The sequence below is a fragment of the Nocardia sp. NPDC051833 genome, assembly GCF_040681225.1.
Classification (GTDB): domain Bacteria; phylum Actinomycetota; class Actinomycetes; order Mycobacteriales; family Mycobacteriaceae; genus Nocardia.
The window spans coordinates 283,214-295,318 of the sequence record NZ_JBFAYK010000001.1 but is presented as its reverse complement, the minus strand read 5'-3'; the positions used below and the strand labels follow the sequence as shown (position 1 = coordinate 295,318).

Annotated in this window: 7 protein-coding genes and 4 tRNA genes; 4 read left to right on the top strand and 7 right to left on the bottom strand. The window is 69.8% G+C overall.

The window, feature by feature from the left end; genetic code table 11:
* Window positions 1-346: 346 nt before the first annotated feature.
* The gene (locus AB0L91_RS01395) at window positions 347-3,877 is read right to left on the bottom strand and encodes a hypothetical protein (RefSeq protein WP_365006842.1); all 3,531 of its coding nucleotides are present in this window, start codon (window positions 3,875-3,877) and stop codon (window positions 347-349) included.
* A 383-nt stretch (window positions 3,878-4,260) separates the two neighbouring features.
* Here AB0L91_RS01395 and AB0L91_RS01390 point away from each other — a divergent pair, with 383 nt between their 5' ends.
* On the top strand, window positions 4,261-5,214 hold the full coding sequence (locus AB0L91_RS01390) for a hypothetical protein (RefSeq protein WP_357344790.1): 954 nt from the start codon (window positions 4,261-4,263) through the stop codon (window positions 5,212-5,214).
* Here AB0L91_RS01390 and AB0L91_RS01385 read toward each other — a convergent pair.
* From AB0L91_RS01385 to AB0L91_RS01365, 5 genes are all read right to left on the bottom strand, one after another.
* Window positions 5,180-6,370 carry a hypothetical protein gene (locus AB0L91_RS01385; protein WP_365006841.1) on the bottom strand — a complete coding sequence of 397 codons (1,191 nt, stop codon included), beginning with the start codon at window positions 6,368-6,370 and terminating at the stop codon, window positions 5,180-5,182. The two genes, AB0L91_RS01390 and AB0L91_RS01385, sit on opposite strands and share 35 nt — an antisense overlap.
* 61 nt (window positions 6,371-6,431) lie before the next feature.
* Window positions 6,432-7,505, bottom strand: a complete 1,074-nt coding sequence (mraY, locus tag AB0L91_RS01380) for a phospho-N-acetylmuramoyl-pentapeptide-transferase (RefSeq protein ID WP_355277444.1) — start codon at window positions 7,503-7,505, stop codon at window positions 6,432-6,434.
* 174 nt (window positions 7,506-7,679) lie between these two features.
* Window positions 7,680-7,754: transfer RNA gene (locus AB0L91_RS01375), tRNA-Val, on the bottom strand.
* Between the two features lies 1 nt (window position 7,755).
* A tRNA-Cys gene (locus AB0L91_RS01370) sits at window positions 7,756-7,826 on the bottom strand.
* A gap of 41 nt (window positions 7,827-7,867) precedes the next feature.
* Window positions 7,868-7,939: transfer RNA gene (locus tag AB0L91_RS01365), tRNA-Gly, on the bottom strand.
* 537 nt (window positions 7,940-8,476) lie between these two features.
* On the opposite strand from AB0L91_RS01365, the gene AB0L91_RS01360 reads away from it, so the two are divergent.
* Window positions 8,477-8,548 (top strand) — tRNA-Val (locus tag AB0L91_RS01360).
* 230 nt (window positions 8,549-8,778) lie between these two features.
* Here the strand turns inward: AB0L91_RS01360 and AB0L91_RS01355 are convergent.
* Window positions 8,779-9,411 carry a TetR/AcrR family transcriptional regulator gene (locus AB0L91_RS01355; protein WP_365006840.1) on the bottom strand — a complete coding sequence of 211 codons (633 nt, stop codon included), beginning with the start codon at window positions 9,409-9,411 and terminating at the stop codon, window positions 8,779-8,781.
* Between the two features lie 101 nt (window positions 9,412-9,512).
* On the opposite strand from AB0L91_RS01355, the gene AB0L91_RS01350 reads away from it, so the two are divergent.
* Both AB0L91_RS01350 and AB0L91_RS01345 read left to right on the top strand, forming a co-directional pair.
* Complete coding sequence (locus AB0L91_RS01350; protein ID WP_365006839.1) at window positions 9,513-10,598, top strand: hypothetical protein; 1,086 nt, start codon at window positions 9,513-9,515, stop codon at window positions 10,596-10,598.
* Window positions 10,599-10,606: 8 nt separating this feature from the next.
* Window positions 10,607-12,100: an aldehyde dehydrogenase family protein gene (locus AB0L91_RS01345; protein WP_365006838.1), complete on the top strand. Its 1,494-nt coding sequence runs from the start codon at window positions 10,607-10,609 to the stop codon at window positions 12,098-12,100.
* Window positions 12,101-12,105 lie beyond the last annotated feature (5 nt).

Sequence of the window (12,105 nt, the reverse complement as noted above, 5' to 3'; positions counted from 1 at the left end):
CGGCCTGCGCCGTCGGCGGCGGCCGGGGCGCGTGTCGAGGCCTGGTGCGTGCGAGGCCTGGTGCGGACTCCGCCGTCGGTGGCGGTGCCCGGCTGGTGCCGCTGGCGGAGCCCTGGCGCGGTTTTCGGGTCGCGGCGCAGGCTGGGCACTAGCGTCGGAGCTCGGCGTGGGCCGTCGGCGGCGGCCGGGGCGCGTGTCGAGGCATGGTGCGTGCGAGGCCTGGTGCGGCTCCGCTGTCGGTGGCGGTGCACGGCTGGTGCCGCTGGCGGCGGCCTGACGCGGCTTCCGTGTCGGTGGTCCGGCGCGTAGTCCGGTATATGCCCGGACCGGAGGACAGCGCCGCTGCTCAGCCGGCGTCGGTTGTCGGTGGTCCGAAGACGTCGCGCCGTCCCGGCGGCAGCCCGGCGGACCGCTTCAGCTCGTCGAGCATCGCCTGCAGCTTGTCGACGTTCGCCCGTTCGATGTCGAAGGCACGGAACGTCCCCGTCACGGTGATCCCCGCCGCATCGGTCGCGGTCGGCGGAGCCGGATCGGACCTCACTCGATCGAGCGGGCTGGTCGCCGGCGCATCCGGCCCGCCCTGATTCGCCGCGGCGAACCCGCCGGTCTGCGTCCGCTCGCCGCCATAGCCACCCGCGGACTCGACGCCCGAGTACCCGTGGTCGACCGTCGAGGAGCCGAATCGCGTGGTGGACTCGCCGCCCGCGTCGCCTCGGCTGCTCAGGGTCTCCCCGAATCGAGCCGTAGGCTCCAGGCGCGCGCTACCGTCATCGCCGGTCGGTGCGCCGAATCGGGTCGTGGGTTCGAAGGCTGTGCCGCCGTGGTCGGTCGTCGAGCCGTCGAATCGGGTCGTGGGTTCGATACTCGCGTTGTCTCGGCTGCTCGTCGAGGCACCGAATCGCGTTGTCGACTCGATGGCCGCGTCGCCTCGGTCGTTCAGGGTCTCGCCGAATCGCGTCGTAGAGTCTAGGCGCGCGCTACCGTCGTCGCCGGTCGGTGCGCCGAATCGGGTCGTGGGTTCGAAGGCTGTGCCGCTGTGGTCGGTCGTCGAGCCGTCGAATCGGGTCGTGGGTTCGATACTCGCGTTGTTTCGGCTGCTCGTCGGGGCACCGAATCCGCTGGCGGGTGTTGTGCCTGCGCCTGCCGAGTCGGTCGACGGTGTGCCGAATCCGGTTGCGGGCGATAGGCCCATGCTCGGTTGGTCGGTCGTCGGTGCGCCGAATCGGGCCGTGGGTTCCGGACCCGTGCTCGGCGTGGCGGTCGTCGAGGCGCCGAATCCGGCCGGTGCTTCACCGCCGGTGGTCTGCGTGGTGTCCTTCGGTGCGGACAGGCGCGCGGGCGGTGCCGACGGCGACGGGTCACCGGGGGCGGTGAGGCGCTCTCGCGGGGCCGCGTCGTCGAAGATCGATCCGGGGCGCTGCGTATCACCGGTGAAGCCGTTGCGGGCGTAGCCGTTCGAGCTCGGGGTGGACGGTGTGGTCAGGTCCTCGTCGGTGAAGGTCCAGTGGATGCCGCTGGCGGTGGTGCCCGAGCCGGCGGATCCCGGTGCCGCGGTGGATCGCGGATCGAACCCGTTCACCGGGTGGGTGTTCGCCGCGGTCTCGCCGCGATCACCGGCGGTGAGACCGGCCGATCGGGGATCGCTCACGACCCGCTGAGGTTCGCCGCTCGCGACATCGATCCGATTGCCGGACAATGCGTCCGACGATCCGGTACCTACGACGGGCGCGACTGTCCCGCCTACGGGCCTGCCGACCGGCCTGGCCCGCTCCACACCCGCCTCGACGGGTGGTCGTACCACGGTCTCGGTCGGCGGATCCGACAGCGCGTCGACGGCAGCGGCACTCGCCTGCGGGGCAACGACACCGTTGATCACGCCATCACCGCCACGCGCGGCAACCCCCGGTGCTGCCCGCCCCGGCACGGTGAGCTCATCCCCGGCCCCGGCCCCGGCCCCGGCCCCGGCCCCGGCCCCGGTCCCGGTCCTGGACCCGATCTCGGTCCTGGACCCGATCTCGGTCCTGGACCCGATCTCGGCCCCGGTCCCGGCCCCGATGTCGGCCCCGGCCCTAGTCTCGGCTCCGGCCCCGATCCTGGTTCCGGCCTCAGCCGCGGTTCCGTCCCCAGCCCCAGCCCCGGTCGTCACCCCTGACAGTCCCGCGTCCGGCGACACCCCATTGCGCCCGAGCGCGGAGATCGACACCGTCCGCCCGACGACCTCGGCGTCACCACCCGAAGTACCGGCCGTACCACCCAGGCTCGCGCCGTTCTGCGGCAACCGCTGCGTGACTTGCCAGTCCACGGCCTCGATCACACTGTCGTCCGACAGCTCGACCTCCCGGCCGTTCGCCGACCCCAACCGCGCGGCGACGCCGCTCGTCGTCCCGGCCCGCTCCGCGGCCTCCCGGCTCCGTTCGGCGGCGGCCGCGCGCATATCCAGTTCGGCTGCGGCGGCGAGGCGGTCGGCCCATTCGCGCGCGGTAGCCGTGGGAACGACATCGTCGACCTGCTGTTGCGCGGCGGCCGCGAGCCGGTCGGCCCACTCCCGCGCTGCCGCGGTCGGAACGACGTCGCCGGTCGGCTGGTCCGCTGCCGCCGCCGCGAGCCGATCGGCCCACCGCCGCGCGGACTCGGTCGCGGCGACATCATCGACCGGCTGTGCGGTCGCGACCCTCGTCTCCTCGGTCTGCTGCTGCGGTACGGACACGCCGGCGCCCGGCTCGCGCGCCGTGAGCTTCGCGTCGTCCCGCTCGATTCCCTTCGCCGACACCGTCGCCGCGGCGTCGTCCGCCGATCCGTCGACGCCTCGCGATCCGTCGACCCGCATGTCAGCCGCGGCACCCACGTCAGCCGCGGCACCCGCACCCGCCGATCCCGCCGATCCGTCGACACCTCGCGATCCATCGACCCGCGCGGCGGCTGCGGTATCCGAGCCTGCCGCAGCACCCGCGCCCGCCGACAAGGGGAGGGCATGTCCGTCCGCCACTGGCGCCGCGATCCGCACACCCTGGACACGGTCACCGGCGCCCGACTCTCCCCGCGCAGGCAGCTCGTGCACCGCCCCCGCCTCGTCGAGCACCCGAACGCCGTTGCGCGGCTTCGCACCGTTGACCCTGGACGCGCCGTTCACCGGTGCCCGGCCGTTCACGGGTGGCACACGATCGGCGCCATCACCGGGCACCCGGCTCGCACCGTTCACCCGCACCGCACGATCGCTGCCGTTCACCGGCGGCACCGAACCGGCCGACCCGGCGGCCTCCTCCGACAGCGTGCCCACAGCCGACCCGGTCGGCGACGCGAAGCCCCCTGTCGCGGACCCCTCGGCCGACCGTCCCGCGCGACCCGAGCGCACAGCCCGCGCCGTATCGGCGAACGGCCCTGCCTCGGAAGCCGACTCACCGACGGGTTCGAAGCTCGAGGAACGGGGGACCGGGGCGACGGTGAGCGGCCAGGTCGGGTCGCCGAGGTGATCGGTCCGGGAATGCCGGCGCTCCAGCGGCGGCCGATCGCCGGGCGCGGCCGAGAACTCTTCTCCCGCGCCCGGATCGGTGGCCGCGCGCTCGGCGGCTTCGGCGGCCTCCCGCACTTCCCGGCGGCTGCGGGTGCCCCGGGCGCGGGGCGCCGGTTCGGGATCGCCACCGTCGAGGGCGTCGAGCCGGGCGCTGAGCCGGGAAATGTCCTGTGACGCATGGAATGCCCAGGTCTCGAGCCTGCGGATCCTGGTCTGGTCGGGCAGATCCTCGTCGGCGGGGAAGGCGGGGACTTCCTGCTGGACCCGGGCGGCGACGATATCGAGCTTGTCACTGACCTCACGCAGCGCCGCGGCGATACTCGCCAGCATCGACCCGATGGATTCGTCGTGCTCAGCGTGGTTCATGCACACCCTACTTCCCGTGCTCGGCGAGCGTGCCCGCCCCGGCCGCAGCGATCATATCCACCGGGCGCTGCGGCCGCGTCGTCGCGATGTCCCGGTGACCGGATCGGCGACGCGCCGAAGCGTTTCGTAATCCGGACGAAATGGACGGGCAACAGGCCCGGTCTGTGTATCGAAATGATCAAGATCTCGGCGACGTTCTGCGACGTCGGCACAATGAAATAGCTTGATATTCAAGTGGAGTCGCGTTTGTGATCTCGATCACCGGTCGGTGACGCTCCCGAGCGCGGGTCAAGGGGGCTGGCGGCCGGTCGGTGGCTGCGGGAACCTGAAGAACAGGGCGTGGGCGCGGGCGCACGTCAGGGTCCCTGGTGAGGGAGTGTGGTGTGAGGACGAAGCGGCGAAGCGACACCCAGGTGGTGTGCGGACGGCGGGCGCTGCTCGACGAACTCGGCATCTCCGAAGGAACCCGGCGGGCGGCACCGGAACGCACCGGATACGGCTGTGGTTGCCCCGAATGCGTGGCGACCCAATGGAATACCCAGCGGCTCGAACACTGGATCTGCGGCAGGCTGACCGCGGCAGGCGCCGAGGAAGCCGAGGTGGACGCCCGGGTCGGCGACATCCCGGTCGACATCTTCTGGCGGCGCGGCGACCGGCGCTGCGTGGTCGAGGTGCGCAGCGGCCCGCTCGACATCACCGCGGCCCGCGCGCACCGCAGACGCCTGCAGGCGGCGGGTATCGACGACGTGCTGTGGGTCTGCCCGCAGGGCTACTGGGTGCCGCTGGTGCCCGCGGTCGGCATCGCCGATTTCTCGCCCGCGGCCGCCGACTACCGCATCGATCAGGGCATGCTCGCCGCCGGCGAGACGGGTTTCGCCGGTCCGGTGCGGCCGGGCTGGGAACTGCGTGACTTCCTCCAGGGCTGGGTGACCGGCGAGATCCATTGGGGTCATGCGGATTCGACGACAGGAGGGTGGGCCGAGGTGGGCACCTGGGAACGGCATACCGCGGCACAGGCCGCGATGATCGAGCATCAGCGCGGGGAGCTGCGTGACCAGCGGGTCCAGCTGGCGGTGTCGCGACAGACCGTGCGCGACAAGCAGAAGCTGGTCACCCGCCTGCACCACCGGATCGACCGCGCGGGCGTGAACGCCGACGCCGAGGCGATCACCCTGGCCGGGGTGCGCAGCGAACTGGTGGCCCAGCAGCGGATCGCGGCGGGCCTGCGCGCGACGATCGGGCGGATGGACCGCACGATCAATCAGTGGCAGTGGCTCACCTGCTGCGCGATGCTGCTGGTGATCACCGTGCTGGCCGGTGCGATGGTGACGCGCTGAGGCGCATGGGCGTCCGGTCCCACCGCCAGTCGTTGCGCAGGACGAGACCGGCCAGGTCGAGCAGTTCGAGGCCGGTCTCGGCGCGCAGGCTCGCCAGCGCGCCCCGATCGTAGGGGCCCCGGTCGAGATCGGCGGCGATGCGTTCCTCGATCGCCGGGTCGGTGGCGCGGGCCCGCAGCCGGGCCGGGTCCAGCGCGCTGCCGGTCCATGCCAGCCAGCCCCAGCCGTGGTCGTGGGCGTAGGCGCGGGCGAGTTCGCTCTGGATCCGGGTGTGGTGGAAGGCGATCCGGCCCAGCGGGACGACGTCGACGAGCACTGTCCGGCCGTCGGCGAGCTGGGCGGCGGCCGTCGGATAGTGCACGTGGTCCGCGCCGTCGAAGCTGTAGGTGAGCGCCGTCGGTTCCTCCTGGAACGCCGTCACCGCGGCGCCGGCGTCGAGGGTGCGCAGCAGCCGGGCCGCCAGCGCGGAGTCGTAGGCGACATCACGGCCGACGGTGGCGAGATAGAAGCGGCCGCGGCCGTCGTCGTCAGCGTCGGCGACGCGGGCCGAGGCGGTCGGCAGGGGAGCGGGGGTGCCGGTGGTCCACTCGACGTCGTCGAGCAGCGGCCCCAGCTCGTCGGTCTCGTCGAGGGGCTGCAGTTTGGCCAGGATGCTGGCGGTCTTCTTCTGCCAGCCCAGGATTCGCTGCATCACGTATCCGGCGACGCGCTTGGCGTCGGCCTGGTCGTGTCCGGCCAGGCGCAGCTTGAGATACGACCATTCCATCGCCACCAGATCGGTGTCGGTGGCGTAGGTCTCGGCGAGCAGCTCCCGCACCAGCCGCAGATCGCCAGCGTCACGCGGGTAACGGTGCCCGAACACCTCGGCGCAGCGGTGCCCGGAGCGGGCGGCTTCCCGCACGAGCTGCCCGATCGCCTTGGCGTAGAGCTGGCGGACCCGGTCGCGTGCCAGGTCGTAGCGGGCGCCGATGCGGGTGAGGGTTTCCGGGCGCTGCCCGCCGATGCCCAGGCGCAGGGCGACGATGCGCGCGTCCCTGGCCGCGCGTTCGGCGTGCTCGGTGAGCAGCTCGGCGACCAGCTCGTCGAGTTCCTCGAGCTCGAAGGAGACATCGGTGGCGATGTCGTGATCGAGTTCCCGCCCACTCCCGGTACTCACTGGGCCACCTCCCGCTCGCTCGTGTCGGGTCAGCGTAGCGGGGCGGGCCGACAGTTCCCGGCTACAGCGCGGTGATGTACTCGCCGTAGAACAGGCACAGCCCGATCGCCGACGCGATGCCGGCCAGCACCCAGAACCGGATGATCACCGCGGTTTCGGGCCAGTTGTTCAATTCGAAGTGGTGATGGAACGGCGCCATCCGGAACAACCGCGTGTGCGTGGTGCGGAAGACGACGATCTGCAGCACCACCGACATGATCTCCGCGACGAACAGCGCGCCGAGCACCACCGCGAGCAATTCGGTGCGGCTGGTGATCGACAGTCCGGCCACCAGACCACCGAGGCCGAGCGAGCCGGTGTCGCCCATGAAGATCTTGGCAGGCGCCGCGTTCCACCACAGGAACCCGATGCACGCGCCCGCGGCGGCGGCGCTGACGACCGCGAGATCGAGCGGATCGCGCACGTTGTAGCAGCCGCGCCCGGGGCTGAGTTCACACGAGTTCTCGAACTGCCACAGCGTGATCACCACGTAGGCGCCCAATGTCAGGCTCATCGAGCCGGCCGCGAGCCCGTCGAGTCCGTCGGTGATGTTGACGGCGTTCGACCACGCCACCACCAGCAGACAGATGAACGCGACGAAGATCAGCGACCCGAAGGCGATGGTGTTGATGTCGCGGACGTAGGAGAGATTGTGGCCGGCGGGGGTGAGCCCGGTCGCGCCGGGGAAACGCAGCGCGAGCACCGCGAACACCACCGCGGCGCCGATCTGCCCGAGATACTTGCCCGCCGCGGTCAGGCCGAGATTGCGGTGTTTGCGCAGCTTGATCGAGTCGTCGAGGAAGCCGACCATGCCCAGTGCCGAGGCCAGCAGCAGCACCAGAATGCCGGAAGCGCTGGGCCCCGGCGCGTCCCACAGCAGGCCGATCAGGTGCGAGCCGAGGAATCCCGCCCACACGCCCGCGCCGATCGCGAGTCCGCCCATCGTCGGGGTGCCGCGTTTGGTCTGGTGGCTGGCGGGTCCGTCGATCCGGATCTCCTGCCCGAAGCCGCGGCGCGCGAACACCCGGATCAGGACCGGGGTGAGCGTGATGGTGACGAACAGGGCGATCCCCGCCGACAACAGGATCTGCCTCAACTGCTCGCCCCTCCGTACTGCTGGTCCGCGTCGCCGTCACCGGCCCGGCGACGCCGAGTGCCGATCCTAGGGGAGCGCCGACGGAATCCGGGCCGGGAGTGACCTGGGTTACATGCCGTGGCCCGTCGGGCCCGGAAACGCAAGAAGGCCCCGGTCGAAACCGGGGCCTTCTTGTGGTGCGCGATACTGGGATTGAACCAGTGACCTCTTCCGTGTCAGGGAAGCGCTCTCCCGCTGAGCTAATCGCGCGAGGTGGAGACGGGAATCGAACCCGTGTGCACGGCTTTGCAGGCCGTTGCCTCACCACTCGGCCACTCCACCGCGCAAAGGAGGATGGACATGAATGTCTAACCTACCTCTCGAGCGGATGACGGGATTTGAACCCGCGACCCTCACCTTGGCAAGGTGATGCGCTACCACTGCGCTACATCCGCATTCGCACTTCCGGAGGCTGTCCGCCTTGCGGCTTGGCTGCTCTCCGTGGTGCGAGGAAAACATTAGCCGACGGTCGGCGCAGACTACAAATCGGCTGGTAGATGGGCCTAAATGTGAATTACAGGGGTGTTGTTCGGTCCTTCGTGGGGTGTAGCGGCGGCCGATGCGCGCCGAATCGTCCGTGACGGCTGCGGACGGGGGACGGACCTCCCGGTCGGGCCGAGCTCGCGATCGAGCTGTCGCCCGCGCCGCAGTGGCTGGAGACTCTTCGGCCATGCCGGCTGCCCGGGCGGCCGCCTCCCGGGTGACGCCGACTCTGATGCTTCAGCATCGAGCATGAAATAACGTAGATATGCGCATCAAAACATTCAATGCCTGGAGCGCCGACTCGATCCGAGCGCGCAGGCGGCGGTCCACAGAACACGCTGTGGACCCCGAAGCCCCCGTTCACGAGGCGATTTGGTGTCACCCGGGTGCGCCGTGCTAATGTTCCATCTCGTTCGAGAGGCCCTCCAAAACCTCTCGACACAGTGTTAGGTCCCATAGCTCAGCGGGAGAGCGTCCGCCTCACACGCGGAAGGTCGCTGGTTCGAAACCAGCTGGGACCACTTAAAAACCGCAGGTCAGAGCCTTTTTGGCGATGGCCTGCCTTTTTTCGTGCACTATACGTGCAATAAGAGGCTTTTGTTGGGGGTCTGAAATCCCTCTCATGCCCCGCCATCGACTCCCGCACGCCTCGCTGGATCGTGATTCGGGTCACAGATCGTCGCGGTTCGGATGTCGGAGAGGGCGAGATGCCGGCGGCGAGTGCCTCGTCGGGCGACTCGGCCGGTCGGTGTCAGGTCCGTGGGCCGTGGGCGGCCCGGACGCCATCGGAGATCATCAGCCACATCGTCGTGATGTGGTCGATGAATTGCTGCCGGGTCAGCGCCAGCGTGCCGTCGAGCCAGTCGAGGATGGCCTGGATGCTGCCGTTTACCAACATGGTGGCCGCGACATCGATGAGTGAGTGGTCGTCGCCGTGGACCGCTCGAGCCTCCGCGGCGAGCACTTCGACGATCCGGTGCACGGCCTCGGTGCGGCGCCGGACGGCCGCCTCGGTCGCGGCCATCTCGCTGAACAACACGCGAAGCCGATCAGGTTGCGCGAGTGCGTATTCGGTGAGATTGGCGGCCATGCTGCGGACCATCTGCTCCAGCGGGACGGTGTTGTCCGGGGCGACCGCGAGTAGCAGGACCTCGGTACCCAGTTCATCGATGACGGCGGCGGCCAGCGCGTCCAGGTCGGTGAAGCACTCGTAGAAGTAGCGCTTGCCGATGCCGGCGTGCTCGGCGATGCGCTCCACCTTCAGCTGACGCCAGCCGCCTGCCGCGACCACGGCAACGGCGGAGTCGATGAACGCCTTGCGTCGCCGTTCGGTCCGCTGTACGGCGGTTTCGCCGCCGTAGACGCGCTGCTGTGCGGGTGTCACGGGGTCTCCTGACTCGCTCCTTGACCACGTCGCCAAGATCTGCCACGCTACCGTAACAGTTCATCTAGAACGCAATCGTTACAGATTTAGGAGCGATGACAGTGACGTCGGTAGCTGAGCACCTGGACCCATCGGTCGTCGGCGAAGCGGCAAGCCCGCAGCGGCATCCGATCGAGTGGTGGTACGCGAACGTCCAGATCGAGGCGCCGGGTGCCCCCATCCACGGCATGACCCTGATCTCGATTTTCTCCAAGTTCGACGGGGTGATCGAGGAACATCGGCGGGTCATCATCTCCCCCGAGGGCGGCATCTTCGCCGACTTCGGCAGCGGGCCGCTGACCCGCGACTCCATCCGGGCGAGCGCGACATCGATGGACGTGACTCTGGGCCGCAACCGCATGCGGGGCGCATACCCTTCCTACACACTGGATGTGGACGGCGAAGCGAGCAGTGGTGCGCGGATCGAAGCCCACCTGGACTACACCGCCGACGTCACCGAGGCTCGCGAGGGCTACATCGGAAACCAGCTCAAGCACTGGGTGATCTACCGCGCCGACGCCAAGGGCACGATCCGCGTCGGAGACGAGACGTACGACGTCACCGGACTGGGCTACATGGAGCACCTCTACGGCACCCTCGGCTGGCTCGAGCCCTACCTGGGTGAGGTAAAGCCGCCCACGTTTGTGGAGGGCTGGAACTGGTACTGGTCACCGGCGGCGGGGCCCTCGGGCGTCGTCGTACAGGCCGGGGGGTTCATTCGGGACGGCGAGGCGGTGCCGTTCGCGTCGATCTGCGCCGACGGCCGCGAACACCACCTGTTCGTCACCGGAACGATCGACGTCCTCGAACGCCGCACCTACGACGGTGTCTCCTACACCCACAAGTTCCGCCTGACCGACAGCAACCCGGCCGGCTCGGTGGACATCACCATCACCCGGCTCCCCGCCGCACAGCGTGCGATCAAGACCGCGCCCGGCGGCAGCAAGGTCGCGTTCATCACCGGCTACGTCAGCTTGGCGGGCACCGTCACGATCGACGGCGTCGAGCACGACGTCACCAGTCCCGCCTTCGGCAGCGTCTTCACCGTGTCGCTCGCCGGCCCGATGCTGGCCGCCCGGGAGCTGCCCGCCGCGATCCGCGTCCCGTTCGGCCGGTTGCTGCGCGCCGCCCAGCAGCTGCGGAAGTGAACCCGCCGATGACGACATTGAAGATCCACCGCCCCGCCGACGGCACGCTCATCGAGGAGATCGTGGCGCACGACGCCGCGCACGTCGACGCGGTCGCTCAGCGGCTGCGCACCGCCCAGGTCGAATGGGCGCGCATCGGTGCCAAAGGCCGAGCCGTCTGGATCAAACGGTACCGAAAGTGGTTGTTCGACAACGCCACGCGCCTGATCGAGATCGCGATGGAGGAAGGCGGTCGGGTCCGCAACGAGCCGACCCTCGAGACCACCCTGATCCCGGAGATCATCGACTACTACCTGCGGGTGACGCCCGCGCTGCTCGAGCCGCGGCCGGTCCGCGGCTCGTCGCCGCTGACCTTCGGCAAGCGCTACACCGTGCACCGGTCCGCGTTCCCGCTCGTCGGTGTCATCGGGGCCTGGAACTTCCCGCTGCTGCTGACCCTCGGCGACGCCATCCCCGCCCTGCTGGCCGGGTCGGCGGTCGCGCTGAAGCCCTCCGAGGTCAATCCGCGCGTGGTCATCGAGGCGGTGCGGGGCTGGCGCGAAGACATCGGCGCCCCACCGGTTCTCGATGTGCTGATCGGCGGCGGTGAGGTCGGTAGCGCGCTGGTGGACGCGGCCGACTACATCCAGTTCACCGGATCGGTGGCCACGGGCCGGCGGGTCGCGGTGCGGGCGGCCGAGAACCTCATCCCGGTCAGCCTCGAACTGGGCGGTAAGGATCCGCTCATCGTGCTCGCGGGCGCCGATATCGCTCGCGCGGCCAACTGCGCGGTGTACGGCGGCTTCGCCAACAACGGTCAGGTGTGCATGGGCTTCGAACGGGTCTACGTGCACGAGTCCGCCTACGACGAGTTCGTGGATCGGGTAGTCACCAAGGTGCGACAGCTGCGGTCCGGCGTCGACGATCACAGCGATGTCGGTGCCCTGATCCACCCGCCGCAACTTCAGATCGTCGACCGCCAGGTCCGCGACGCGGTGGACAAGGGGGCGCGGATCCTGACCGGCGGCAACCGGATCGACCGGCCGGGCAACTGGTTCGAGCCGACCGTGCTGGTCGACGTGGACCACTCCATGGCCGTCATGCGGGAGGAGACCTTCGGCCCGGTGCTGCCGATCGTGCGCGTCGCCGACGCCGACGAAGCTATCCATCTCGCCAATGACTCCGAATTCGGTTTGTCCGCATCGGTTTTCGCGGCCACGGTCGCCGAGGGCAAACGCGTCGCCGACCGGCTCGACACCGGCGCGGTGTCGATCGACGACTTCGTCGCCAACATGGTGTGCGCCGATGTGCCGCAGGGCGGATGGAAGAAGTCGGGTGTCGGCTCCCGGCTGTCGGAGACCGGACTGCTGAAGTTCACCCACACGAAAGTCGTTGCCGCCAATTGGATTCCGACACTCGACAACGACGTGTTCTGGTTCCCCTACACCCCCGCTCGCCGTGCCGTTTTCGGCGCGGCGGCCCGACTGATCCAGGGCCGCGGCTCGGGCCGATTCGGTCTCTGAACCTC

Excerpts from the sequence above, each read along its gene's own strand:
- AB0L91_RS01345 (WP_365006838.1), top strand. The coding sequence starts at position 10,607 with ATGACGACATTGAAGATCCACCGCCCCGCCGACGGCACGCTCATCGAG.
- AB0L91_RS01395 (WP_365006842.1), bottom strand. The coding sequence starts at position 3,877 with ATGAACCACGCTGAGCACGACGAATCCATCGGGTCGATGCTGGCGAGT.